We start from the raw sequence: 25,017 nt of genomic DNA on the forward strand, positions 1-25,017 counted from the left end.
CGTCGCTGATCAACGTGCGGCCACCCGGATGGCCAAGCCGAACGAGTTCGACACTCCTGCGTCGTAGCGTTCGGCTTGGCGCGGCCTCAGGAAGTTCAAGACAGCGAAGAAGGCGCTTTAGACCCTCAGTGCCTGTTGCTCTACATCGCTAACGCAGGAGCTGGCAGCCTTGTGAAGGAACTCCTTCAGCAGCGCTGCATGATTTGCACGAAGTGCGTCGTTCGTCGGCGGGTCGTTGGGATCGGTCGGATCAATCTTGCACAAATGTTGCGCAACCAGTGCACCGGTCTTTCCGTCGATCAGACGAACACGTGCCGCATAGTTGACATGATACTTTCCCCATTGGGACGGGTAGTAGTTGTACATCCAATTGATCGTCTTCACGTCAAGGATGACATCAGCACCCGGATAGATCTTCACCAGTGACGCCGGATTGTCGTCGGTAGCGATCGTATGCGAGGAGGGAAGCAAGGTAGCCGACCGCTTTGCCTCCATGTCGCTGGCGAGGTGTTCACTGATCTCGATGGCCGGGTCTTCGATATTCTCGGACTTAACCAGTTCGTTTCCTGCACTGATCATCGCCATGGCCCCAAACAGGCCAAACGCGGCCTTGCCTGGCGTCATTGCCGAAAAATCCGGCTTCGCATATTGCGTAACCACAACGTGCTTGCCCTGCAAAGCCGAACTTGAATCCATCGATTTGGTTGGCGCAGACACACACCCACTCAGAACGGCGGCCATGGCCACCGCACAGCAGAACTTCTTCATTTTTCCCCCTGTTGCAATCCCCATGGCCGAGCGGCCGAGGGCATGTTAGCAATGCACGCAAATGCCGGTCTAGGGCGTAGGCTTTGGGTCGAAAGCGGACATTAGGCGCAATTGCTAGCCAACCGCGTCTCAAAAGAAGTTCTTTACCAGCACGTAGATGATCAAGCCAGAGAATGCAGCGAAAGCCGTCCACCAAGCGATCTTTTCGCCCCTCGATTTTGGTGATGTGCCACCCACTCCTACCATAGCGACTCTCTCCTTTGCTTGAATCCGCTTCGGGTCGAAAGCGGACATCCTCTAAACAGTCCATTTCACCCAAGGATTGCCCCTTCTATAAGAGCTCGGTCCCAGCCATCGCTGTTCATACACTGCATGATTTTCCCCTCGGCCTCGTCCGTTGGACTGAACCAATGGCCAGTCCGCTCTAGCTTGTCCAAGCACCTTTTCAACCTAGGCGACGCTTGATCGTTGTCACAATTCTCCTTATGCCCAAAGAAAGGCGAACCCTTGGGCACCCAGCAGAATTTCGCATTTGGCGGATTGAGGATTTGAGCGCCCGCAACTGCATACGGGTTCAGTGATGCACATCCCGCGACGCCCAGGGCGAGGCCGAAGCACATGGTTCAGACGGGGACCAGTAGCTTCTTCCTATAGGTTGTCATCGCCCACTCCTTGAGTATCCGCTTAGGGTCGAAATCAGACCTTGCGTCGCGGGCTTCGTCATGTCGCGAGTCCCGCCGTCAGCGCCCTATGGATGAAAGCAGCCGCCTAGCAGGGTCGTCTTTGACACGTAGCCAGCCCAGGCCAGCCTCAGCCGCTCGCCGACCACATCAATGCGCATGATTCGCGGGCGTCGATTCGGATCGTCATCCGCGCCTCCGTCGTAGAGTACCGTCTCATACGGGCCGGCTCCTCCATGGGTCAGGCACGGACCATCGCCAATCAGTTCGCCGACGTTGTTGATGACATCAAGTACGCGAAGACGATTGATATCCAGCAATACCAGAGCAAGTCGCCCATTGAGAGGGCGATCGTCACGCTTTAGCCAGAGCACAACCAGTTGCCGGTTCGGGACTGTTACGCCTATGCCCTTGCAGCCTCTATCGAGACCGGCGGATCCCTCCGTCGGGGGAAAGAGCCCAGGCTTCATCCCCAGATCGACCGATCGCCCATCCGGCCAAGCGGCCATCACCTGCATATCGTCATTGGTTGCATCGCCGCTTGCCGATTCAAAGCGAATTTCGGAAGGGCCGCCAGCGATCGAGCATGAGGATGTCCACGCTGGCTTGAAATAGATATCGAATGGCACTCCACCTGGACGTGCTTCAGGCACTCCTTGAAGAGCCAGAAGTAAAAGCGCCAAGCCAGGGTGCATCGACGGCTCCAATTTGCCTATGAGGTGGACCTACGATGTCCGGGTTAGGTCGGATGCGGGCACTACCGTTCTTCTTGCTGTTGCCACAGATCTAGCGCAGACAGGAGCCCTTCGGTCTGAGCAAGGCCGTAGTCAGGCGACCTGTATCGAATATCAGCGTCTGAAAGAAAGTGCCAGGCGATTTCGGGCATTTCCGTTCCGAGGCCGTGGCTTTGGATGTGCAACCGAAGCAAGAGTGAGCCCCGCTGGACGTGGGCCAATTCATCCACGCTAGCTGGCCGCTTGGCTGCCAGTTCCCTGAGTGCAGCCCGGACCTGGCTAGTCGTTTGAGGTTTCACATCCATGGCTTCACCTGAGACGAGACATGTCTGCTTCAGGTCGAAAGTGGCACGACTATAGGCCCACTCTCACCCACCCATCATGGCTGCAAACCCTGCTGTCCAGTACTCGCTGTCCAACAGGGTCCAACCCATCAAATCGGATCATCAATCGACTTGGCCAGCTCGGTAAACAGCTTCGGCCCGGTCTCGGTCATATGCCAGCAGTCTTCCAGGCGGATGCCGAATTCGCCGGGGATGTAGAGGCCCGGTTCGTCGGAGAAACACATGCCGGGCGCCAGCGGGGTGGCGTCGCCGTGCACGAGGTAGGGCGACTCGTGGCCGTCCAAACCGATGCCATGGCCAGTGCGATGGGGCAGGCCGGGAAGTTTGTATCCGGGGCCCCAGCCTTCCTTTTCGTAGTAGGCGCGCACGGCGTCGTCGATGGCGCCTACCGGTGAACCCAGCTTGGCGGTGGCCAGCGCGATTTCCTGGCCACGCTTGACGGTATCCCAGACCTTGCGCTGTTTCGCGGTCGGCTTGCCCATCACCCAGGTGCGCGAGATGTCCGATTGATAGCCGTGCACGGCGCAGCCCACGTCCATCAGGATGACCGAACCTTCGTGCAGGGTCTGCGGTTGGCGCGAGCCGTGCGGGTAGGCGCTGGCTTCGTTGATCAACACCAGGGCGAATTCCGGCGCGCCGCCCAGGGCCTCGGTGGCGGCGTTCATCATGGTGGCGATCTCGTCGGGGCGCATGCCCGCGCGGACGTGGCCGTGGACGTAGCGCAGCGCGGCCAGGGTGACGTCATTGGCGGTCTGCATCAGCACCAGTTCGGCCGGGGATTTGATCAGGCGCACGGCCTTCACCAGAGCGTTGCCGGAAACCACGCTGTAAGCCCCGGCGCTGGCGTCGCGCACGCCATCGACGACGAACAGGCGCGTGGTCGCTTCGAAGGCGATCGGGCCGGAGGTTACGCCGCGGTCGCGAAGCGCGCCGACCAGGAGGGCGAACGGGCTTTCATGCTCATTCCATGGCCGCACATCGTCGCCCACCGCCAGGGTCTCGCGGATCGACGGCTCTTCGAAGGCCGGGGTCACCACGACGATGTCGCCACGGGCCGGGATCACCGCCGCCGTCGTACGCTCCGAGCGATGCCACTGGATGCCGGTGAAGTAGTCCAGGCTCGAACCCGACTCCAGGATCAAGGCGCCGATCTTCTGCTCGACCATCAGCTTTTGCAGCTTGGCGATACGCGCGCGGCGCTCCTCCACGGAAATCGGCTTGGCGCCGGTGGTCATGGAGGTCAACCCGGCCAGCCCGCCTGGGGAGGCTTGCGCTGCGGGCGCGGCGTGCGCCGAACGACCGGTCAGCATGAAGGCGGTGGAGGCGGCAGCGGTGGCAGCTACAGCTCCCGTGAGAAAGTCGCGACGACGCATGAAAACTCCGGACGGATACCAAGGATGCCTCGCAGTATGAGGCCGGACTCGGCGACGCGACTACGGGTGTCCGATAGCATTTGCGCCAGCACCACATCCTGGTCCAACATGCCATGTTGCTCACTGCCTGCACGCCACGCAATGTGGATGCTAGGTGGCCCAAGCGCTATTCCGATTCACGGGCATCGTCACTTGCGATGACTTCTGCGCGTGAAATCGCAGCGAAGCCTCTGAAGCGCGACGTACCGAGTTCGGACGTCTATCTCACTGTTTCCAGCGCCCAAGGCGACCCCAGCCGTTTAGGTGTTTTTACCTACCGCTCGTCGGTAGTACCACAGAGGCGGCGTCCACCTGCCTATGCTTGGATAGCAGCACGGCGCACTCCTCGAGCAGTGCAGCACGATCGTTCCGGATGGGAGCTAGGGTCATGTCCAGGGTGCTTCGACTTTTCTCGGTGACGCTGGCACTTCAGTTTGGCGTGGCTGGTGTGGCGCGCGCCTGTCCATCGACGGACGCCCAGGCGGGATCGCCTCAAGTCCCACCAGCGGCCCACGCCAGTGAACTCAAAGGCACGCCCAGCGGCACGATGATGACCAAGGAGTACGTCCAGGCGATCGGTCGCATGGCGTACATCTGGGGTTGGCCGTTGGTGAACAACTACAACAGGTCGCTCGCGCTCGCCAAGCTGCCCGGACCCGGCCGCAACGGAGGCATCCTCCCCGTGTCGCCTCCGGGCGCGATCAGCATGCTGACCGATTACATCAAGCCGGATCAGAAATTCATCACCTGCCCGAACCAGGACACCGTCTACGGTTCCGGTTATCAGCATCTCGATACGCTGCCAGTGGTTGTTCAAGTGCCCGATTTTGGCGACCGCTTCTATGTCTATCAGATCGCCGATGCGCGAACTGACTCGTTCTGTTCGATTGGCAAGCAATACGGCAGCAAGCCTGGCTTCTACCTGCTGGCAGGGCCCAACTGGAAAGGCCAGGTACCCAAGGGCATCACCGGCGTTTGCCGATCAACCACCGATCTGGCTGTCGTGCTGCCGCGCGCGTTCATGGACGACACGCCGGAGGACAAGGCGGCGATACAGAAAACCCTGAGCCAGATCATGGTGTATCCGCTGGACAAGTTCGACGGCAAGATGAAAACCATCGACTGGCACAAGACCCCCGATTACCCCGCGCCTCCCAGTAGCGGAGCAGGCGAAATCCAGTGGGTGGTCCCGGAGAAGTTTTTCGACGAACTGCCTGTCGTCATGAAGCAGATTCCGCCGCAACCGGGTGAGGAGTCGCTTTACGCCTCGATTCAATCGGTGCTGGATGCCGCTGCCAAGGATCCGCAGCTCAAGCAGGCGCTGGTGCAGGCCGCCGTGGCTTCGGAGAAGGAAATCATTGCGCCGCTGTTCGAATTCCGCAACAACGGTCGTCCGGTTGGCAACGGCTGGACGTCGCCTCCCAATGGCGCGAACTGGGGCGTGGACTATCTGTCGCGCACCGCGACGGCGAAGTCCAACATGTATGACAACGCGCCGCAGGAAACGCGATACATCTACACCGACTTCGATTCCAAAGGCGTCCGGCTAAATGGTGCGGGCAACAACGCTTATACGATCACGTTCCCCAAAGGACAGACGCCGCCGGTGAAAGGGTTCTGGTCATTGACCATGTACAACAAGCATCACTTGTTTGAGCCCAATGCGCTCAATCGCTACTCGCTGGGCACCAAGAGCCGCGACCTCAAGACCAATGCCGACGGATCGCTCACCTTCTATGTCCAGCACGCCTCCCCCGGCAAGGACAAAGAGAGCAACTGGCTGCCAGCCCCGGCCGATGACTTCTCGCTCTACATACGTGCTTATTGGCCGGATATCGCCATCACCGATGGCACGTGGAAGCCGCCCTCCGTGGTGAAGGCTCCGTAGCTGGCACCCTCACAGCTCCTTCAAGGCTGGCGGAAAATAGCTGCGGTCGGCAACAGCGCCCTTGGGTCGATAGAAGCGGAAGGTCAGGCTGTAGCCGGTTCCCTTGGGTGTCGGGATCCAGTTGCCATCGGGAGCGCCGTCTGGCTTGGTGGCGCCAAAGTACAAGGTCAGCGAGCCATCCTTGCCGTAGCTGAGCTTGGAGAAATTACTCAGCAGATAGCGTTTCAGCGGATTGGGCAGCACGCGGCGATGGACCGAGTCCACCGCAATGACCGACCAGAAATAAGTCGCATAGAGCGTTGGCAGCTGCTCCTTCTCGAAGCGCAACGCGTAGGAGTGATCGCCATTGAGCGGCTTGCCCGCAGGATCGATGAAGGCCTTGTAGTAGATCACCTCTTGATAGCTGTTGGCCCAGATGCCGCCGAGGTTGACCAAGGTCCGCAGCAGCCAGTTGCTGCCGTAGACACCGATCGTCGTGGGCAAGGCCCAGCCGTCTTTCACCGTGCCATCGCCGAGCGTTGGCGAGGCTTTGTAGATCGCAGGGATCGCTTGCTGGCGGATCACCTGATCAACATGCTGACGCACGCTCGCATCCTTGATCGCCTCGGCCACGGCGCGCGTACTCGCCTGTAGCCGCTCCATGCCCGGATTGATATCGGCTGCGCTATCCAGCGCCACCGTTGCCGAATCGAACGCCTCAACGCCCGGCAGCTTTTCGATGTCGAACCTCACGGTCTTTGGCACCTCGGGCGCGGCAGGGTGACCGCTGGCGCGGATGCTGAATTTCTTCTGCAGCGCCACCGCCTCGTCCGGCGTTGCGCCCAGCTCGACGCGAGAGAGCACCCGCAACACCTTGGCGGACACATCCACACGCTGCGTCGTGGCTGGCAGCTGGACAACGGCTCCTTTCAGGCAGACGGCAAACTCACCATCGGGGCGCTTGGGATAGACGCGCTCGTTGATGTTCGCCAAGGTCTCGCCCCAGCCATTGAGGAACTGCACGGTGTAGTAGCGATCCTTCACCTTCGGAACGGTCACCAGGGCGCAGCTCTTCTCGTCGATCGCCACCCAGGCTTCGGAGTAGGCCACATCGAGATTGGGGTTGGGCCAGTCCACCTCTCCTACCTTGCGGTGGACGAGCTGGTTCCACTGGAAGCCGTTGCTGAAATCCGCCTGCTCCTGGTTGAGCACCAGCAGCCGGCTGAGCAGATAGATATAGCTATCGCTGACGTCCTGGTCGTTGGGCACTGGTGCTTTGGCCTGCCCATGGGCCGCTGCGGCCAGCAATGCGGACAGGACGAAACTCAGGGTCAGCACATGAGCTTTCATGACCACTCTCCGTAGGCACCAGTAACAGCGTGCACTTTCCGGCCCGGTCATTTCCTCAGCAAACGTACGGCGTCTTGCCAAGTATTTATACCTATCGCTGATGCTCTCCATGATCATCTTCAAGAGGCCACCGCCGGCTGCCCACCTGCCACGGTAGTATTTCCTGGCCAGACTTGCCGCTAGCGTGAACCCATGACTCGTCCGACCACCACGTTTGGATTGCTTGGCGATACCGCGACGCGCGACTACGCGGACAAGCTCCGGCTGTTCAACGCCTTCGCCGCGCCGGAGCTACGCCAGGCCGTGGCGAGCCTGGCGTTGACGCCTGGCATGCGCGTACTCGATGCCGGCTGCGGCACGGGCGAGGCGCTGGGATGGCTGGCCGACGAGGTCGGACCGACGGGCACGGTGATCGGCATGGACCTGGCGACACCACATGTCAGGGCAGCACACGGCACGGCTGCCGAGAGTCGTTCACTGCTGCTGCAAGGGAACATCCTCGCGCCGCCGATGGCGCCTGCCAGTGTCGACCTGGTCTGGTCGGTCAATGTGATCAACCATCTCCGCTCGCCTGTCGATGGCCTGCAAACCTTGATGGCGCTGGTTCGCGATGGCGGGCGCGTGGCGCTCGGCCAGAGTTCGCTGTTGCCCGATATGTACTTCGCCTGGGATTCCCGTCTGGAGCGCCTGGTCAACGAGGCCGTGCGGCAGTACTACCGCGACCGCTATCAGCTGGACGAACGCGACCTCGCCTCCATCCGCGCCATCGCAGGCCTGCTGCGCCAGGCCGGACTGCGGGATGTCCACGTGCGCACCTTCATGATCGAACGCCTCGCGCCCCTGCGGCGGGAGGACGAAAGCTATCTGCTGTCGGCGATTTTTCGCGGCACCTGGGGCACTCGGTTGCAGCCGTATTTGTCGAGCGACGACTACGAAGAAGTGATGCGCCTGTGCGACCCCAGTCATGCCGACTACGCGCTGCGTCGCGACGATTTCCATTTCCTGCAGAGCTTCACGTTGGCCGTTGGCGTGGTCTGAGTTTCGCCAGGAGGCAGTCACGCCGCGCCGGAAACGGAGGGATACAGCATGAACTACGCCACCATCTGGGAGTTCCTGGTACCCGAAGATCAGCAGGCGGCCTTTGAAGCTGCCTATGGCCCCGACGGCCCCTGGGCACGGCTGTTTGCACAAGCGCCGGGTTTTCTCGAAGTACGGCTGTTGCGTAGCCGCGAACAGGCGGGCCGCTACTTCACCATCGACCGCTGGCAATCCGCCGCTGCGTTCGAGAACTTCAAGAGCAGCTTCGCCGGGGAGTACCAGGCGCTGGACCAGCAGCTGGAAGGCCTGGCCTCGTCGGAAGTGCCGGTCGGAGCATTCGAAGAATGGCCCGGCCAGGAGGATGTCCGCTGAATTGCTACGCCGACTAATCAGGCCTTCAATAGATCCATGGTATCAGCCGCTTGGTCCGCGCCGCGTACTGGCGAAAGGCATCGCCGAACGCATCGGCAAGCGCTGCCTCCTCCTCCTTGATGCGATAGAGATAGAGGCAGGTGGTCAGGCTCATCATCACGATCACGCTTAGCCAGTTGCCCAAGCTCATGGCAAAGCCGAGGAACGCAATCATCGCGCCCAGATAACTCGGGTGGCGCACATGGGCGTACAAGCCTTCTGCCTTGAGTTGATGATCGCTGCGAATCGCCACGTTGGGCGTGTGGAAACGGCCCAATTGGGCGATCGCGAGCGAACGCACCGCGATGCCGATCACCATGATGACCAGGCCAAGCCATGGCAGTGCCGCCGAATGCATCGCGCCCATCGCTCCGTAGGACAAGGCGATGCACAGGGCGTAAACCACCGGCCCGCCGATCATCAGCAACTTCAAGGAACGTTGATCGCGATTCTCCGCGCTGCCCGTCTTGAGGCGGAAGACCACGATGACGTCGATCATCAGCCATACGAAGAAAACGACGAGACCTATGCTGCGCACCGTGTTCATGCCGTTGCCGCCTCCCGCGCCGAGATGACAGTCCCGTGCCGACGTGGATCGCGCCACGCGGACCAGCCCCGCGCCCAGCTTCCTCTGTCCGACCTGACTCAACAAGTGACAGCGCCCTCTGTGCGCCATCGATGGTACGTGATCATGTTCCAGGGCTCCTGCACAACCGCTTGCTTGGGTCTGCACTACGGCCTTGACGCCCGCCTTGCAGTTACGCCACTTTCTGGGCACTGGACCGGGTCATGCGACTGCCACCATGCGACGCGACATCGCCATCATCGTTTTTCCGGGATTTCAGCTGCTGGATGCGGCCGGCCCGGTTGCCGTGTTCGAGATGGCCGAGCGCTTTCGGCCGGACAGCTATGCGATCAGCGTGCTGGCCCCGGGCGGCGGCGTCGTGCGCAGCTCCTCGGGTGTGAGCCTGGCCGCTTCGCCGATCGAAGCGAAGCGCTATGACACGGTGATCGTCTCGGGCGGCAATCTTGCGCAGATCGAAGAGAGCCAGGGCGACATCGTGCAGTGGCTCGGCGACGATGCATGGCGGCGAGCGGCGGGAGTCTGCTCCGGCGCGTTCTTCCTGGCACAGGCCGGCTTGCTCGATGGCCGACGCGCGACCACCCATTGGGCCGTCGCCGAACGCTTCCGCGTGCTCTATCCGCAGGTGCGGCTCGATGCCGACCGGATGTTCGTGCGGGACGGCAAGGTCTGGACCTCGGCAGGCATATCGGCGGGGATCGATCTTGCGCTGGCCCTGGTCGAGGACGACCTCGGCCCCGGCCTTGCGCGACGCGCGGCACAACAGCTGGTGGTGCACCAGCGCCGGCATGGCGGGCAGTCGCAGTACTCCGTGCTGGTGGACCAGGGCGGCAAGACCGGTCGCTTCGGCGACCTGATCGGCTGGATGCGTACGCGCATCGCCGAACCGATGACGGTGGAGCGCTTGGCCGAGCGCGCCGCCATGAGCCCCCGCAATTTTGCCCGCGCCTTCACGGCCGAGATCGGCGCAACGCCGGCAAAAGTGGTGGAGGGTCTGCGGCTGGAGGCGGCCCGCATCGCGGTCGAGACCAGCCATCTCACCCTCGACCATATCGCGGCGTCCACCGGGTTCGGCGACGCAAGCCGCATGCGCCGTGCCTTTGTCCGCGCGTTCGGCACGTCGCCGCTGTCGCTGCGCCGGAGCGCTGGCGTGTGAAGGCAGCGGGCTGCCGTTACCCGCGACCCCGATACGCGTTGGCCGTTTTTGCCCGGAAATTGTCCTTGTCGGTGCCGGTCGGAACACTCATAAAAGATCGCCGTGAGATCGCGACCGCACTCGTCATGACGACCGCGGCTAGTCCGAACGAACCATCAACGTCTTTCATGTGAGGAACCACATGCGCTTGCTCCCCTTGGTTTCAGCATGTCTTCTGTGTTTCGCTGCCGCGCAAGCCGCCACCGCCGCGCCGGCCCCGTCCACTCCCGCCACGCGACTCGATCACATCCTGCTGTGGGGACGCGGGATCGACCAGGTCACGTCGGTCATGGCGGTCAAGCTGGGCTTTCAGGTGCGCCCCGGTCGCGATCCCGATGGCGTAGCCAACCGCTATATCCGCTTCTCGGACACAAGCTTCATCGAGTTGCTGGGTATTACGCGGCCCAATCCCACATTTGATCCCGGCATGAAAGAGGACCAGCAGGCCTTGAAGGGCGGGCCCGGTTCGCGCACGTTCGGCTTTCGCTCGTCGTCGCTCGACGCCATCCATCAGTCGCTGCAGGCGCTGCACTACGCCGTCACGCCGTTCTTTTCCGGCCCCGACAGCGCCAAGCCCGGCTGGCGCTTGTTCGCGTTTGACCGTGCGCCCTTGTCGAGCAACACCTTCTTCATCGACTACGCAGCCGGCTACGCGCCCGATCAATTCGACCCCGCCAATGCCGACGACTACCGCGTGACGCGCGAACACCCCAACGGAGCGCGCGAGCTCTCTTCGATCTGGCTGGTATCGGGTGACGCCGATGCCGATCGCCGGCAGCTGGAGAAAATGGGTTACGGCCACGCGGTGCCAGTGAAGCTAGCCGCAGTCGGCGCCAAAGGCTTTTGCGTGCCGATCGGCCCGACCGCTCTACTCACTCTGCAACCCGACGGTGCGGGCCTAGCCCAACAGACCATGGCGAATGGCGGCCCGCGCATTCTCGGTGTGAGTTTCGGCGTGACCGATCTTGAACGCGCGCAACGCTGGGTCGAACGTGGCTACGAACACAAGCTGACGAGTTACCGCGGCCTGTCTGGCGCGTCCATCCTCGCTCCAACTCAGGATGACCTAGGCCTATCCATCGAATTTCATGCCATGCAGGCTAGCGACTCGCCTTGTTCAGCGACGAACCTGTAGAGCGCACAGGACCGGACGCCGACGGTGGGTGATGCACGCTTGCCAAGTCACAGCCGCTTCTCAAAAAAGCTGTCGGCATAGGGATCGTCGTTGAAGCGATCAATCTCTTTCCAACCCGTCTTGAGGTAGAGCTGTTTTGCCTCAGGCAAGGCGCGGTTGGTATCCAGCCGCAGCGTCTTGATGGACAGTTCCCGCGCGATTCGCTCGGCGTCGGCCATCAGTCGCTTGGACAGTCCAATGCCACGCGCCGACGGCGCCACCCAAAGCCGTTTGATCTCCGCGACGCCCTGCCCGCCTCCCTTCAAGCCCACGCAACCCACAGGCAGATCGTCGGAGCGGGCGACCAGGAACACGCCGCGCGGCCGAACCATCTGCGCGGCGACCGGATCGCGCGAACGCGATACGTCAAAGCCATGCTCGAAGCGGTGGCTGAGTTCCTCATAGTAGGCGTCGAGGCAGTAGCGGGCCGCATCCCCTCTAGGGTCCGCTTCTTCGATGGTGACGCGGTCGCGGCCGAGCACGGAGGCCACCAAGTCCATCGCCGCCAGCAGTTCCTCTGGCTTTGCGTGGCCGGCCAGCATGGCCTTGGCCTGCGTGTTGGATAGCCTTTCGTACGCCCGAAATTCCGCTGCCCCGGCCTTGGTCAGGTGCACGACGCGGCGACGCGCGTCCTGCGTACTGACCACCGTTTCGACCAGCCCATCATCCTCAAGGCCGCGCAACAGACGGCTCATCAGACTGGTTTCGACACCCAGGTATTCCCTGAGCACCGCGACATCTGTCCGCCCGTGCCCGATGGCATTGATGACGCGGGCAGACCCCAGCGGCCGGCCGCGCCCAAGAAAAGATTCGTCCAGCGCACCCACCGCTGCCGTCACGGCCCGGTTGAAACGACGAACGCGTTTGATGGCGTCATCCATATACCTAACTTAGGTCAGGTATTTTGCGACGTCAAGCTGACGGGCCCGAGAAGCAAGTTCCAAGCAGCGTCATCCCACGTCCATCGGTAGATTGTGGGCGGCTCGTTCAAGCCTAAGTGGCCAGCGTTGCCCCAGACGACCCACTCCCGTGCGTTTTCCCAAAGGGGCACTTAGACTGCCGCCAGGAATCGCCACGGAGCGAAGCAATGCGATGGTCTGCTCACCTCGTTTCGCTTTGCCTATTCGCGGCATGCGTGATTCCCAGCGCACATGCGGTGGCCGACCCGGCACCCGATGCAAGGATCGTCCTTGGGCATTCGACAGTGCCGCTGAACGGTCCATGGCGATTTCATATTGGCGACGATCAGCGCTGGTCATCGCCGGACTTTGACGACAGCGCGTGGGAAACCGTCGATCTCACGCCTGCCGCCGGTGCGCATGATGGCGATGTCGGACTGCCGGGTTACGTCACCGGCTGGAGTCAACGCGGCCACGCTCACTACACCGGCTATGCCTGGTATCGAATCAGGATCGCCGTCGACGGCGATAAAGCTACCGCACTTGCCTTGGCGGGCCCGACCTTGGTTGATTCGACGTATCAGCTCTATGTCGACGGGAAACTGGTCGGCGGCCCGGGCGATTTCTCGCAGACGCCGCCCACGGTGTTCGCGGCCAAGCCGAGTGTTTTCGCGTTGCCCACGTCACCGTCGGCTCCAACGCAGACCTACGTCATTGCATTTCGAGTCTGGCTGGATCCGCTGGAGGCGAGCGGGGAAAGCGGAGGCATGCATGTTGCGCCCGTGATCGGCGCTGCCGATGCCATACAGCAGCTGCATCAGACGCAGTGGCTGCAGACGTTCAAGGGTTACGTGGTCGATGCGGCCGAGCCGCTGGCATTTGTGCTGCTTGCGATCATGGTGGTGGCGTTGACGGCTGGCGGGACAGCCGACAGCTATCGCTGGCTGGTCGCTGCCCTGATATTGCTGGCGCTGCTTCGCGTCAACCAGGTCCTGTTTTTCTGGACGCCTTATCTGAGCTTGCGCGGCTACGACATCGCCGTCACCGTGCTACTGAGGCCCCTCGTCCTGGCCGCATGGACGCTGGCATGGCGCGACTGGTTTCGGCTGGACAAGCGCCCGTGGCTTGGACGCGCCGTCGGCGCACTCACCGTGATCTATGTGGTTTTTGCATGCCTGGGGCGCCCCTGGTTTGCGCCCGAGGCTACCCATGGCATCAAGGCATCTGGCGACGTGGTCATCCAGAGTCTGCGCGTCGTATTCGCGGCGCTTTACCTCTGGGTTATTGCCCTTGGCGTGACGCGATCGCCCAAGCCTTCGACCTGGCTCGCAGCTCTTGCCGCGATCCTGGTGGGCATAGGCCTGTTCGCGACGGAGCTCAGCGCTCTGGGCGTTCCAGGCATCTGGTTTCCGTATGGCACAGGCGTGTCGAGGAGCCAATATGCCTACGCCTTGTTCATCGCGCTGTTGTTTGTACTGATCCTTATACGGTCAGTCGGCTACGCGCGAAGGAAGTAGCCAAGGGACCAGGCAAAGCTGCCGCCGGCCCTGATGGACATCGATCGAGATCAAGCCGCCGCATCATCCGTCCGTCGAGCGCGTGAGGGCTTCCCATTGATCGATCTCTTGCGCCAGCGACGACAACTTCTGGCGCACCAGGTCGATGGCATCGCTACCGAGCAACAGATGCGCGGGAGGCGAATCATGGGCAATCACTTCAAGCATGGCCCTCGCTGCTTTTGCGGGATCACCGAGCTGCCTTCCGCTCTTTTGTTGACGGGCCTCCCGAATCGGATCAAACAGCCCGTCGTAATCCGGAATGGATCGGGGTGATCGGACCATCGAGCGCCCTGCCCAGTCGGTACGGAACGAGCCTGGCGCGACGGCCGTGACCGAAATGCCGAGGGGTTTCACTTCCTTGCCGACCGTTTCGGAAATGCCTTCGAGCGCGAACTTGCTGCCGCAGTAGTAGGAGATGCCCGGTAGCGTGATATGGCCGCCCATCGAGGTGATGTTGAGGATGTGCCCTTTGCGTCGACCGCGCATATAAGGCAGCACGGCCTTCATCATCGCGACCGCACCGAACACGTTCACATCGAACTGTCGCCGCATATCCGCCAGCGGCGATTCTTCCAGGATGCCTTCGTGGCCATAGCCGGCGTTGTTGACCAGCACGTCGACGGGACCGACCTTCTCCTCGATGTCGGCAACGACACCATCGATCGCATCGAAGTCCGTGACATCGAGCATCCGCGCCACGGCATTGCCGGGGGCGAGCGCCTCGAATTCATCACGCGCCTGCTCACCTCTCACGGTGCCAACCACGCGATGACCTGCGGCCAAAGCCTCCTGAGCGAGCGCTCTGCCGAACCCGCTGCTGACCCCGGTAATAAGCAAGATTTTCGCTGCCGACATGACGGCTGCTCCTGTGGTTGGTAACGATGACTTGCACAATAGGCGTAAGATGACTCGCCCATAAGGCCTGAAATTCTGACTGTATTGCCTATTTCTATGAGTCGCCCTGCTGCCACGAACAAGCTTGAGCCGACCAGCGAAAGCCGCCGCCTGCAAGCGCTGGCCCGGCAGTTGGCACCACAGGAGGGCTATAACCTCACGGCCTTGCCTGGCGTGCGCATTCTGCGCTCGGATCGTGAGCTGTCAGGGACGCCGGTCCTGTACGACCCTGGCATCGTGATCGTCTGCCAGGGCTGCAAGCGGGGCTATTTTGGTGATCAGGTTTATGTCTACGATGAGCAGCATTACCTGGCGGTCGCGGTGCCGGTCCCGTTCACGATGGAATCCACGGGCACGCCCGATCGACCGCTGCTGGCCATCTATCTGCATCTGGACTTCCAGATGGCTGCTGATCTGATGCTTCAGATCGCCTCTCGAACCACACCTGTTGCGCACGACATGCCACTAAGCATGATGTCCAGCCCCATGGATCCGGCGCTGCGCACGTCCGTTCTACGCTTTCTCGAGGCGTTGACCCAACCGCTGGACGCGGCGGTGCTTGGGCCGGGCTTGTTGCGTGAACTCTATTTCCGCGTACTCACCGGAGCGCAGGGAGCGGCGTTGCGTTCTGCGCTGGGGATGCAAGGGCAGTTCGGCAAGATAGGAAGAGCACTTCGTCACATACACGCCGCCTATGCCCAGCCGATCCATCTGGCTCAATTGGCCAGGGAGGCCGACATGAGCGTCCCCACCTTCCACAGCCATTTCAGGTCCGTCACTCGAACATCGCCGATGCAATACCTGAAATCGACACGACTGCATCAGGCTCGCCTCCTGATGGTGCGTCAAGACATGTCCGCGGAATTAGCCAGCCATGCCGTCGGCTACGCCAGCGCGTCCCAATTCAATCGCGAATTCAAGCGACTTTTTGGCCTTCCCCCGGCGGCGGAGGTGAGGCGCATGCGCAGGGACTTTGCGATACCTCCCGCGCAAGCGCTGACGGACTATGTGTCCTCACACTGAGGTGCGGGGACTTCTCGGCGCGGCGCATCGCCTTCTGACCTCACTTCAGTCACTTCCTCGCCACGTGGTAATACGGGTCAACTGAGCTGATCAAGATGCCCATTTCCGACTGGATATAGCTGTTTGCCGTGGCATCCGGGTTGGCCGTGACCTCTTGATGCACTGGCATGTCCTTGAGGAGCGCTCCCGTCTTGGCATCGAAGACGTAGATTCTGGCTTTGTACCCGACTCGCGGCGGCTTGTAGCCGCCTTGGGCATGCATGCCACCGCGAAACTGAAAGAAGCTCGGGACCAGAAGTGGACTGACCTGCAAGGCCAATCGATAGGGCAATACCGGTGCCTTGCCTGAAGAAAGCACGCCACTCCTGAACGCAGCGTCATCGTCTTCCACCAGATGAATGGCAATGCGACGCTCATCGGCCCACGTCGAAAAAGCCTTGTCGACCAGAGCGCAGCTTTGATCCTCACTGGTGCAGGCCATATAGGCCGCGAAGCGAGGGCTGCCATCATCACCAAACAGCGCCATCGACTTCAGTGACTGTTGTTCACTCGCGCCAAGGACGGTCGGCGCCCTGGCACATCCTTGAAGCGTCATCCCCAAGACGATCGCAGCGATCAGCATCCGTAGTCGCACACGTAGCTCCTTTTCGATGGATCAACTTGCGCCGGCCATAACGGGGCCCGGATCACTTCCCGAACCAGAGGCCAAGATACATGTCATGAACCTGGCCCCGTTACGGATGCCTCTATTGCTCGACATCAACCTGGATGCGGCGTCTTATCGCATTGGCTCCCCCACTTCGACACCGTACTTCGTGCCAATGTCGAAACAGTACCGTCCGGCGGGGTGGTTCCAGCGGACATTAAAGGCGCCGTACGACCGCCCATCCGACTCGGAGGCCGCATCGAAATTGGCGCACAGCCGGTAGGTTTCCTTGCCGGTTGTGGCGTACTCGAAGGCCGCGCCACTGACCGGGTCACTCGTCATCGATTGTGCAAGCTTGAGCGATGCGAGATCGGGCGGCAGCGACTTATGCAGGGACCAGTACGCGCTGACCTGCATGGAAATAACGGTGAGATCGGACACCCTGCGCGAGTCCAGCTGCAGCGCTCGTTGATGCATGGGTGAACCGAGCACGCCCAGGCCCGCGACAATGGCTGCAGCCATGCCCAGGGACGCCACGATCGCCAGCAGCCGCACGCCATGGCGCGGCATCATGCGACACGCTCGTCAGCGCGCAGGTCCCACAGGTAGTAGCCAAAGACCGTGCAGGCGATTACGGCGGCAACGGCGATCTTGAGCATGAATCGAACGGTGATTTCTCCCCCGAGCACGCCATCTACCAGGGTGATCAGGTCGCAGATAAGTACTACGGCGGCGGCAAAGAGCGTCAGATAGGTCAGCCAACGGCGAACCGCCGACTGCCGCTTCACGGGTTGCCGGCTGACCTCCCGGCGAATCCTTGCCGTGAGCCAGAGGAAAATCGGGAAGGCGATGATGATCGAGGCCACGGACCAGCGGATGCTTCGTGCCACACCATTGTTGTAAGGCGAGGCGGCATCCGGGAAATTGCGATTGATCAACTCGAACAGCAGGCTTCCAAAGTGATAGACGCTCAAGTAGAGCGTAGTGAACAACACCAGATAGACAAACGCGTCTCTGGCCGACAGGTAGGGACGCGGCCGAGGCACGGGCACTGCAAATTCGACGTCTGCGAAGTTAGAGATCGCGCCACGCACCTGTTCAGACGTCCAGCCCGCATCCATGAGTGCCTTGTCGATGCTCTGCCGCGAGCATCCACGCAAGAGCGAACTCCGCACGAACCGTTCCAAGTCCTGTGTGCTGCTGGCCATACGTTCCCCTGTTGGTGATCAAGCATGATGAAGTCGAAGATGCTCGCCGATACGGGCCTAGGAGGGCGCGATATGTGGCGGATGTCTGTGCGATGCTCCTGCCGTTCTACTCTTGGCCAGTAGCCACATAGGTGATGGTGACACCTCGGCCGCCTTGATAGGACTCGCAGAATTTCACGCCCTTTTCAACGGAAGGATCGGGGCCAATCAGAGCTGGATCAGGATGTGCAGCCACGTAGTTGGCCGCCGCGGCGAGAGCCCGCCTGTCCTTGTCCGAGCACTGAAGGTATGCGCCGATTCTCGACAAGGTCCCCAATTGAGTCAGAGATGTTCGCATGTGTAGTGCCAGTTGACGCTGCGAAAGGCTCAGATCGCTCTGGCCAAGCGCTGCCATGGAAGAGTCGACTTCGGACAACGCACGATGAGCTTCGTGTATTCCCGCCATGTCTCCCATCGTCTTTCCGCCAATATCGATGCCTTGGTAGAAACCGAAATAGAAGCCGGCAGCTGCGCTCACCGCGGCAATGGCGATGGCAGCCAGAAAGCTCAATGCCATTCTTACGCGCTTCTGCATGATGCCATCTCCAGTCGTTAGACGAATGCATGGACCGCCCCTATCCTCGCCGCCCCATCACAGCTGAATATTCACCCCAAAAGCCAAAGCCCGTGCCGTACTAGATTGAGCACACAGCGACAGCCAAGCGCTCGCTATCGCTGACCCAGCCAAAGTTGTCGCCCTCGCTGTACATGACGCGCACGGTAGCCTCATGGTCCGCAGGGTCATACGCCGCGCAGGCGTCCTGCAGGAGAACGCAGGCATAGCCCAGGTCGACGGCGTGGCGCAGCGTCGAAGCCACGCAGCATTGGGTGGTGTAACCCATGAGCAGCATCGTATCGATGCCGCGTACGCGCAATACGGTATCGAGCGTGGTCTGGTGGAAGGCGCTGAAGCCTGCCTTGTCGATCACCGGCTCGCCATCCCTGGGGCACACATCGGAAATGATTTCCGTCCCGCGCTCACCCTTCACCAGAAAGCGGCCTAGCGGCCCTTGTGATCCGATGGCTAGGTCGTTTTGACGGCGGAACTGATTGAGGTCGGACAGGTCGGGCGCGTAGCACTCGCGGGTGAAGAACACGAGCATGCCGGCTTCACGCGCCGCGGAGAGCGCTCGCTGCGCAGCCGGTATCGCCGCCACCAGCGGCTCGATAGGCGAGCCCAAGGCTCCTGCGCGGCCTTCGGGCAAGACGAAATCCGCCTGGAAATCGATACAGGCCAGCGCCGTGCGCGTCGTATCCAGTTCGATCGATCGTCCACGCTCGCAGACAAGCTTGATGCGGGCCAACAGGCACCTCCTCATGGCGATTCGATACAGGCCCAGGGCGTCTGGCCGTCCAGACGCCCTGCCGACGCCTACTTGCGCGGCGCGATGATCTCGCTGAGATAGTCAGGCTTGCCTTCGATGCGCACGAGGTGCGGGTACTGCAGGCCATCGTGGTAGTCGAGCGAGACGTTGCGATAGCCGCCCTGGTATTTCAGCAGCAGTTGGATCGGTGACTTGCTGCCCTTGGCGGCGGTGATGGCGTCTTTCAGCCCGTCCTTCGAATAGTCCTGCCCGTTCACCGCGACGACGGTGGAGCCGGTGCTGATCCCGGCCTTGAAGGCGGGGCCGTTCCAGCGCACGTCGTTGACCTCGCCCTTGTCGTTGATGGTCAGGCCGATCGACCAGGCGAAGTTGTAGAGGTGGCGCGAGGGCTGCGAGCGGCTGTTGTATTGCGCCTCGTAGTCGCTCTCCTTGTCGGTGTAGACAAGCTCCCAGCCGGTGGCGGCCAGGCCGTCCTGCAGCGGGGGATTGAGCGTGTCCACGTGCGCGCGCAGGAAGGTCGCCCAGTCATACGGGGCCACGCCGTTGAGCGCGGCGACCACGTCGTCAAAGGTATAGGTCTTGGTGACGTAGCTGCCGTTGTCGACGCCGAAGAAGGCGCGCGCGAAGTCATCCAGCGATTTGCGGTCCTGGGTGAGCGCGCGCAATTTAGCGTCCACTTCCAGCCACATCATCTGGCCGCCGCTGTAGTACTCCTCGCTCATCTGCCAGCTGCGGAACGGCAGGCCGGAGCGACGCGCGGCGGTGGGATCGTTGGTGGTGTCTTCCAGCGTGCGCCACTGGAAGCCGACGCGGTTGCGCTCGTAGTTGGCAGCGGTCATGGCCAGCGCGTCGCGGAATTGCTGCGCCGACCACATGCCCGAACGCGCGGTCAGCACGTAGCCCCAGTATTGGGTCTGGCCTTCGTAAACCCACAGCAGCGAGTCGCCCATGGGCACGTTGAAGTTCGGCGTCCACAGATCGTCAGGGCGGCGGAACTTGCCGTTCCACGAATGCACGTATTCGTGCGCGAGCAGGTCGCGATCGGGGGCGGCGTCGTTCCATGCGGTGAAGTAGTCAGCGCCCAGGCCGTCCTCGCTGGACTGGTGGTGTTCGGTGCCGTTGCCGCCCAAGGTGTCCGACAGCGAGAACAGGAAGTCGTAGTGGTCGTAGTGATGCGAACCAAACAGCTTCAGCGCCTGGGTGACCAGCGCCCGGTGCACCTGCACTTGTTCCTTGCTCATCTCAAGGTATTTCGGCGCATCGGCGAACACATCCAGATACACCGGCGCATCGCCGGCCTGGGTGAGGTCGACGCGCTTGAAGTACTTGCCCGCATAGATCGGTGAATCGACCAGGTTGTTGAAGGTCACCGGCTTGAAGGTGACGGTGTCGCCGGATTTGGATGCGGTTTCCAGCGCGGTGCCCAGTTGCCATTCGTGCGGCAGCGTCACGCTGGGCGCATAGGTGATGCCGCGCGTGTAATAGCCGGCCGGATAGAGCGACACCTTGCTCCATTCCATGTCCATCATGCGGTCGGTGATCTCGAAGCCTTCGCTGTCGGTGCGGCCGGAGAGGTACTGGAAATCCACATCCAGCGACGACACGCCCTCGGGCACGTCCAGATGGAAGGCGTAGACGTTGTACTTGTCGCGCTTCCACATGATCGGCTTGCCGTTGGCGCTGAGCTTGAGGCCGGCGAGCATGTTGATCGGACCGGTCGGCGAGTGGTCGCCGGGAATCCATTGCGGATACAGCAGGGTCAATGCGCCCGCCTTCACCGGCATGCTCTCGTGCACGCGGAAGATGCCCTGCGTGGTGTCGCTCGCATCCACGTGCAGCGTCACCGTGCCTGGGTACTTGCTGTCCTGCGGCGCGGGCACGTCATCGGTCCGCGTCTGTTCGGCAAGCGCAACGCTCGCACCCAGCGCGCAGGCCACGGCCAGGGCAAGCCGCGAGAACCTGCGACGCATAGCAGCCGCAGACGCGGCAGAAGGGGCGCGGGACATGAAAGCTCCGATGGGCGAATGGAAGATGGCGCAACTTAGCATCACCAGCGCGCGGTATCGCCAGCGCCATGCGTTGGCTCGACTTCATCGCGACGATGATCTACCGGGCCTTCGCGGCCCGATGGTGGATTCGAGCCGCGCATAGAGGCGCGACGACCGTTCTTTGGACCTGGCGCGGCTCACACCTTGGAGCCAGATGACCACGGCGCCGCCATGCCCACGGCGCTGCCATTTGTAGGGGCGCACCCTGTGCGCGACCACCCGACGGAGCGCCAACCCACCGCCCCCTGCACTGGTCAAAAAGTAACCACTCAAGTCATCGTAAGTTCATGCAACGAAGGCTTGTCGTCAGCTATCGCCATGCGCTAGCCAGCCAGACACCCATACGCCAGCGTCTGTTTTGTAAGTTATCAGTCAGCAAATGGCTGGAAAGCCGCATTTACCCATTCCTGTTCAGCTACAAGCCGTCACAGCAGCTGTCCAAGCATTTGTTTTTCTTGAAACCTACACATGGCTGACAAAAAACGTTGACTTTTTGTGATCCAGTTGTCTAAGTTCGATGAAGGGCGGCAGGGGGGACCTGCGAATAGAGCTCGGTTCTGAGGCTGACGGAACTGTCGTAACGACAGTGCCGCGGGGACCTGCACGCCTAAGCAAAGCCAGGACGACGCCTGGCTTGCCACCTTCTTTGATCACGTCGTTAGGGGAGTCAAAACGTGAAGCATTTTGGAAACAGCAAGCTGGCATCCGCTATCCGGCTGGGCCTGGCCGTAGGTGCCCTGGCCGCCGCAGGTAGCGCATTCGCGCAGGACACCGGCAGCAGCAACGCCACGCCGGATTCGGCCAAGAAGCTCGAAACCATCACGGTCACCGGTTCGCGCATTCGCAGCGTGGACGTGGAAACCGCACAGCCCGTCATCACCCTCTCGCAGGCCGACATCCAGAAGACCGGCCTGACCAACGTCGGTGACATCCTGCAGAACCTCACGATCACCGGCCAGCCGACCTTCTCCAAGGCGGCCGTGCTGACCAGCAACACCGAGGAAGGCGGCCAGTACGTCAACCTCTACAACCTCGGCGAGAACCGCACCCTGGTGCTGGTGAACGGCAAGCGCTGGATGACCAGCCTCAACGGCTACACCGACGTGTCCACCATCCCGGTGGCGCTGATCGACCGCATCGAAATCCTCAAGGACGGTGCCTCTTCGATCTACGGCTCCGACGCCATCGCCGGTGTGGTCAACATCATCCTCAAGGATCGCTTCAACGGCGTTGCCGTGAGCGGTTCGGTCGGCCAGAACGAAGGTGGCAACAACGACGGCACGCAGCAGGCCTACTCGTTCACCGTGGGCAGCACCACGGACAAGTCCTCGATCGTGTTCGCCGCGACGTACAACAAGACCAGCGCCATCTGGGCGAAGGATCGCGACTTCACCAAGTACACCTACGGTGATTTCGATCGTACGGCCGGTTACAGCGGCACGGGCCCGTGGGGTCGTTTCACCAACCCCAATGACGGCGACACCTATGTGCTGAACCACACGGGTGATCCGAACCACATCGGCGTGGGCGCCGACTCGCGCAACATCAACAACTACCACGATGGCGTGCAGGACAACGATTACTTCAACGCCACCAACCAGATGATGGAGCAGCTGCCGACCGAGCTGAAGTCCATCTTCACTGAAGGCAGCTACAACCTCAGCGACAACGTGACGTTCAAGGCGACCGGCATGTACGCCGAGCGCAACTCGTCGACCCAGGTCGCCGGCTATCCGCTCACCAGCACCAGCCAGCCGAACTTCCCGGTGTACCTGAGCGGCGAGAGCTACTACAACCCGCTGCCGGGCAACGACCTGTCGTTCGCCCGCCGCATCACCGAGCTGCCGCGCGTGAGCAGCGAAAGCGCCAAGTCGCTGCATTTCGATGCAGGCTTTGAAGGCAGCTTCGACTTCCTCAGCCACGCATGGAACTGGGACGCTGGCTTCGGCTACAACAAGTACGACGTCGACACCACCAACACCGGCAACATCAACCTGCTCAACCTGCAGCAGGCGCTGGGCCCGTCGTTCCTCAATGCCAGCGGCATCGTGCAGTGCGGTACCGCCGCCAACCCGATCGCGCTGAACCAGTGCACGCCGTTCAACATCCTCGGCGGCCCGAGCGCGTCGACCAAGGAAGCGCTGAACTACATCATGGCGCGCGAGCACGCCACCGACCAGAGCATCAACAAGGACTTCACCGCCAACATCACCGGCGGTTTGTTCGAGCTGCCGGCCGGTACCTTCAGCATTGCAGCCGGTATCGAACATCGCGGCGTCAGCGGTTACGACCAGCCCGATGAAATGGCCAGCGCCGGTTACACCACCGACCTTGCCGCCGGTCCGACCACGGGCTCGTACACCACCAACGAAGCCTACCTCGAGCTCAATGCGCCGCTGCTGAAGGATCTCCCGGGCGCCAAGTCGCTCGCGTTGGACGTCGCCAGCCGCTACTCGCACTACAGCAACTTCGGCAGCACCACCAACAACAAGTACAGCTTCACCTGGTCGCCGTTCGACGACCTGATGGTGCGCGGCACGTTCGCCAAGGGCTTCCGTGCGCCGACGCTGGGCGACCTGTTCGGCGGCGGTTCGCAGACCTTCGATCAGTACACCGATCCCTGCGACGTCCAGTTCGGCAGCCTCAGCAACCCGACCGTGGCCAAGAACTGCGCGGCCGCCGGCCTGTCGCCGACCAACTTCCACCAGTTGGATACCGCGGGCGCCGCGGTTAAGGGCCCGAACCAGCAGGGCACCACGCCGTTCGTCACCGGCGCCGGCAACGAGTTCCTGCAGCCCGAGCACAGCACCACCCGTACGCTCGGCCTCGTGTACAGCCCCCACTACGTGGACGGCCTGGACATGACGCTGGACTACTACGACATCAAGATCACCAACGTCATCACGGCGATCGATGCCAACTACGTGCTCGACCAGTGCTACCAGTACTCGGTGCAGGAGTTCTGCCAGGCGTTCCAGCGTGATGCCAACGGCCAGGTGATCAACCTGCACCGCGGCAACGCCAACCTGGGCTGGATCGAAACCACCGGCTACAACATGGGCGTGAACTATCGCCTGCCCGCGTTCTCGTTCGGCAAGTTCGTGTTCAACATGAACGTGAACTACCTCGACGACTGGAACCAGGCCAGCACCAACGACGCTCCGGTGATCAATTACGCCGGCCAGTACGGCTACAACCACTGGCGCGCCAACCTGGGCCTGGACTGGAACCTGGGCAACTGGGGCGCCACCTGGGGCATCCGCTACTACGGCGCGTTCCTCGACCAGTGCTTCAGCGACACCATCCACTGCAACAAGCCCAACTACACCAGCGTGAACTGGGGCTACGGCACCGGTGCCGACCGCATGGGCGCCACGGTGTTCAACGATGCGCAGGTCCGTTACACCCTGCCGTGGAAGGGCACGATCGCGTTCGGTATGCGTGACATCTTCGACAAGCACGCACCGAACACCGTCAACGCCTACGTGCTGGGCTACAACTCCTCGGGCTCGGTCGACCCGACGCTGGACCTGGGTCGCTACATCTACCTGCAGTACAACCAGACGTTCTAAGCACCACGCAAACCTGTAACACCTCCCCGCAACACGTTGCCGGGGCTCCGCAAGGGGCTCCGGCTTTTTTTGTGGGTTGAGCAAGCCGCGCCGCCCAATATCGACACCCGCCTTCCCTGTGGGAGCGCACCCTGTGCGCGACAAACCTACGAAGCGGCACACCTCGGCGTGGCCGTCGCGCACAGGGTGCGCTCCCACAAATGAGGGTCCGCAACGCTGACCTGATACCTGAAGACCTGCGCCACCTT

21 protein-coding genes are annotated in these 25,017 nt (G+C 61.8%); 8 read left to right on the forward strand and 13 right to left on the reverse strand.

The annotated features are described in order from the left end of the window. Window positions 1-117 precede the first annotated feature (117 nt). The 3 genes from Y882_RS11595 to Y882_RS11605 form a co-directional block, all read right to left on the reverse strand. Window positions 118-768: a hypothetical protein gene (locus tag Y882_RS11595; protein ID WP_156171438.1), complete on the reverse strand. Its 651-nt coding sequence runs from the start codon at window positions 766-768 to the stop codon at window positions 118-120. A 748-nt stretch (window positions 769-1,516) separates the two neighbouring features. Beyond that, entirely contained in the window at window positions 1,517-2,077 is a 561-nt protein-coding gene (locus Y882_RS20065; RefSeq protein ID WP_162207416.1) for a hypothetical protein, read from the reverse strand. 538 nt (window positions 2,078-2,615) lie between these two features. Next, the gene (locus Y882_RS11605) at window positions 2,616-3,899 is read right to left on the reverse strand and encodes a M24 family metallopeptidase (RefSeq protein ID WP_046972072.1); all 1,284 of its coding nucleotides are present in this window, start codon (window positions 3,897-3,899) and stop codon (window positions 2,616-2,618) included. 427 nt (window positions 3,900-4,326) lie between these two features. Here Y882_RS11605 and Y882_RS11610 point away from each other — a divergent pair, with 427 nt between their 5' ends. Next, window positions 4,327-5,826 carry a DUF1254 domain-containing protein gene (locus tag Y882_RS11610; RefSeq protein WP_046972073.1) on the forward strand — a complete coding sequence of 500 codons (1,500 nt, stop codon included), beginning with the start codon at window positions 4,327-4,329 and terminating at the stop codon, window positions 5,824-5,826. A 9-nt stretch (window positions 5,827-5,835) separates the two neighbouring features. Here Y882_RS11610 and Y882_RS11615 read toward each other — a convergent pair whose 3' ends face one another. After that, window positions 5,836-7,155: a DUF1214 domain-containing protein gene (locus tag Y882_RS11615; RefSeq protein ID WP_046972074.1), complete on the reverse strand. Its 1,320-nt coding sequence runs from the start codon at window positions 7,153-7,155 to the stop codon at window positions 5,836-5,838. 192 nt (window positions 7,156-7,347) lie between these two features. On the opposite strand from Y882_RS11615, the gene Y882_RS18935 reads away from it, so the two are divergent. Beyond that, the gene (locus tag Y882_RS18935) at window positions 7,348-8,193 is read left to right on the forward strand and encodes a class I SAM-dependent methyltransferase (RefSeq protein WP_052949942.1); all 846 of its coding nucleotides are present in this window, start codon (window positions 7,348-7,350) and stop codon (window positions 8,191-8,193) included. A 48-nt stretch (window positions 8,194-8,241) separates the two neighbouring features. Further along, window positions 8,242-8,565, forward strand: a complete 324-nt coding sequence (locus Y882_RS11625) for an antibiotic biosynthesis monooxygenase family protein (protein ID WP_046972075.1) — start codon at window positions 8,242-8,244, stop codon at window positions 8,563-8,565. Between the two features lie 25 nt (window positions 8,566-8,590). On the opposite strand, the gene Y882_RS18940 is transcribed toward Y882_RS11625, so the two are convergent. Then, the gene (locus Y882_RS18940; RefSeq protein ID WP_162207417.1) at window positions 8,591-9,382 is read right to left on the reverse strand and encodes a methyltransferase family protein; all 792 of its coding nucleotides are present in this window, start codon (window positions 9,380-9,382) and stop codon (window positions 8,591-8,593) included. 25 nt (window positions 9,383-9,407) lie between these two features. Here Y882_RS18940 and Y882_RS11635 point away from each other — a divergent pair, with 25 nt between their 5' ends. Then, the gene (locus tag Y882_RS11635) at window positions 9,408-10,343 is read left to right on the forward strand and encodes a GlxA family transcriptional regulator (protein ID WP_046972076.1); all 936 of its coding nucleotides are present in this window, start codon (window positions 9,408-9,410) and stop codon (window positions 10,341-10,343) included. 181 nt (window positions 10,344-10,524) lie between these two features. Continuing rightward, on the forward strand, window positions 10,525-11,517 hold the full coding sequence (locus Y882_RS11640) for a VOC family protein (RefSeq protein ID WP_046972077.1): 993 nt from the start codon (window positions 10,525-10,527) through the stop codon (window positions 11,515-11,517). A 47-nt stretch (window positions 11,518-11,564) separates the two neighbouring features. Here Y882_RS11640 and Y882_RS11645 read toward each other — a convergent pair whose 3' ends face one another. Then, the gene (locus Y882_RS11645) at window positions 11,565-12,437 is read right to left on the reverse strand and encodes a bifunctional helix-turn-helix transcriptional regulator/GNAT family N-acetyltransferase (protein ID WP_046972078.1); all 873 of its coding nucleotides are present in this window, start codon (window positions 12,435-12,437) and stop codon (window positions 11,565-11,567) included. A gap of 275 nt (window positions 12,438-12,712) precedes the next feature. On the opposite strand from Y882_RS11645, the gene Y882_RS11650 reads away from it, so the two are divergent. Continuing rightward, window positions 12,713-13,972: a glycoside hydrolase gene (locus tag Y882_RS11650; RefSeq protein ID WP_156171442.1), complete on the forward strand. Its 1,260-nt coding sequence runs from the start codon at window positions 12,713-12,715 to the stop codon at window positions 13,970-13,972. A 63-nt stretch (window positions 13,973-14,035) separates the two neighbouring features. On the opposite strand, the gene Y882_RS11655 is transcribed toward Y882_RS11650, so the two are convergent. Continuing rightward, entirely contained in the window at window positions 14,036-14,869 is an 834-nt protein-coding gene (locus tag Y882_RS11655; RefSeq protein WP_046972080.1) for an oxidoreductase, read from the reverse strand. Between the two features lie 96 nt (window positions 14,870-14,965). Between Y882_RS11655 and Y882_RS11660 the strand changes: the two genes are divergently transcribed. Beyond that, a complete protein-coding gene (locus tag Y882_RS11660; protein ID WP_046972081.1) occupies window positions 14,966-15,931 on the forward strand; it encodes an AraC family transcriptional regulator in 966 nt (321 codons plus the stop codon). Between the two features lie 49 nt (window positions 15,932-15,980). On the opposite strand, the gene Y882_RS11665 is transcribed toward Y882_RS11660, so the two are convergent. The 6 genes from Y882_RS11665 to Y882_RS11690 form a co-directional block, all read right to left on the reverse strand. Then, window positions 15,981-16,565 carry a hypothetical protein gene (locus Y882_RS11665; protein ID WP_156171444.1) on the reverse strand — a complete coding sequence of 195 codons (585 nt, stop codon included), beginning with the start codon at window positions 16,563-16,565 and terminating at the stop codon, window positions 15,981-15,983. Window positions 16,566-16,709: 144 nt separating this feature from the next. After that, window positions 16,710-17,150, reverse strand: coding sequence for a hypothetical protein (locus tag Y882_RS11670; RefSeq protein WP_046972083.1), 441 nt, complete (start codon window positions 17,148-17,150; stop codon window positions 16,710-16,712). Continuing rightward, window positions 17,147-17,785, reverse strand: coding sequence for a DUF5671 domain-containing protein (locus Y882_RS11675; protein WP_046972084.1), 639 nt, complete (start codon window positions 17,783-17,785; stop codon window positions 17,147-17,149). The genes Y882_RS11670 and Y882_RS11675 overlap by 4 nt, the downstream gene beginning before the upstream one ends. Before the next feature lie 106 nt (window positions 17,786-17,891). Continuing rightward, window positions 17,892-18,359: a hypothetical protein gene (locus Y882_RS11680; RefSeq protein WP_046972085.1), complete on the reverse strand. Its 468-nt coding sequence runs from the start codon at window positions 18,357-18,359 to the stop codon at window positions 17,892-17,894. A 100-nt stretch (window positions 18,360-18,459) separates the two neighbouring features. Further along, entirely contained in the window at window positions 18,460-19,128 is a 669-nt protein-coding gene (locus Y882_RS11685; protein WP_211259169.1) for a cysteine hydrolase family protein, read from the reverse strand. A gap of 68 nt (window positions 19,129-19,196) precedes the next feature. Then, entirely contained in the window at window positions 19,197-21,119 is a 1,923-nt protein-coding gene (locus tag Y882_RS11690; protein ID WP_244466329.1) for a M61 family metallopeptidase, read from the reverse strand. A 752-nt stretch (window positions 21,120-21,871) separates the two neighbouring features. On the opposite strand from Y882_RS11690, the gene Y882_RS11695 reads away from it, so the two are divergent. Then, window positions 21,872-24,769 carry a TonB-dependent receptor plug domain-containing protein gene (locus Y882_RS11695; protein ID WP_046972087.1) on the forward strand — a complete coding sequence of 966 codons (2,898 nt, stop codon included), beginning with the start codon at window positions 21,872-21,874 and terminating at the stop codon, window positions 24,767-24,769. Window positions 24,770-25,017 lie beyond the last annotated feature (248 nt).

Origin of the sequence: Dyella japonica DSM 16301 (assembly GCF_001010355.1) — a bacterium.
GTDB lineage: Bacteria > Pseudomonadota > Gammaproteobacteria > Xanthomonadales > Rhodanobacteraceae > Dyella > Dyella japonica.

Bases quoted from the DNA above. Each gene is read 5' to 3' on its own strand.
- Y882_RS11595 (WP_156171438.1), bottom strand. From the start codon at position 768: ATGAAGAAGTTCTGCTGTGCGGTGGCCATGGCCGCCGTTCTGAGTGGG.
- Y882_RS11605 (WP_046972072.1), bottom strand. From the start codon at position 3,899: ATGCGTCGTCGCGACTTTCTCACGGGAGCTGTAGCTGCCACCGCTGCC.
- Y882_RS11610 (WP_046972073.1), top strand. From the start codon at position 4,327: ATGTCCAGGGTGCTTCGACTTTTCTCGGTGACGCTGGCACTTCAGTTT.
- Y882_RS11615 (WP_046972074.1), bottom strand. From the start codon at position 7,155: ATGAAAGCTCATGTGCTGACCCTGAGTTTCGTCCTGTCCGCATTGCTG.
- Y882_RS18935 (WP_052949942.1), top strand. From the start codon at position 7,348: ATGACTCGTCCGACCACCACGTTTGGATTGCTTGGCGATACCGCGACG.
- Y882_RS11625 (WP_046972075.1), top strand. From the start codon at position 8,242: ATGAACTACGCCACCATCTGGGAGTTCCTGGTACCCGAAGATCAGCAG.
- Y882_RS11635 (WP_046972076.1), top strand. From the start codon at position 9,408: ATGCGACGCGACATCGCCATCATCGTTTTTCCGGGATTTCAGCTGCTG.
- Y882_RS11640 (WP_046972077.1), top strand. From the start codon at position 10,525: ATGCGCTTGCTCCCCTTGGTTTCAGCATGTCTTCTGTGTTTCGCTGCC.
- Y882_RS11645 (WP_046972078.1), bottom strand. From the start codon at position 12,437: ATGGATGACGCCATCAAACGCGTTCGTCGTTTCAACCGGGCCGTGACG.
- Y882_RS11655 (WP_046972080.1), bottom strand. From the start codon at position 14,869: ATGTCGGCAGCGAAAATCTTGCTTATTACCGGGGTCAGCAGCGGGTTC.
- Y882_RS11660 (WP_046972081.1), top strand. From the start codon at position 14,966: ATGAGTCGCCCTGCTGCCACGAACAAGCTTGAGCCGACCAGCGAAAGC.
- Y882_RS11670 (WP_046972083.1), bottom strand. From the start codon at position 17,150: ATGATGCCGCGCCATGGCGTGCGGCTGCTGGCGATCGTGGCGTCCCTG.
- Y882_RS11675 (WP_046972084.1), bottom strand. From the start codon at position 17,785: ATGGCCAGCAGCACACAGGACTTGGAACGGTTCGTGCGGAGTTCGCTC.
- Y882_RS11680 (WP_046972085.1), bottom strand. From the start codon at position 18,359: ATGCAGAAGCGCGTAAGAATGGCATTGAGCTTTCTGGCTGCCATCGCC.
- Y882_RS11690 (WP_244466329.1), bottom strand. From the start codon at position 21,119: ATGCGTCGCAGGTTCTCGCGGCTTGCCCTGGCCGTGGCCTGCGCGCTG.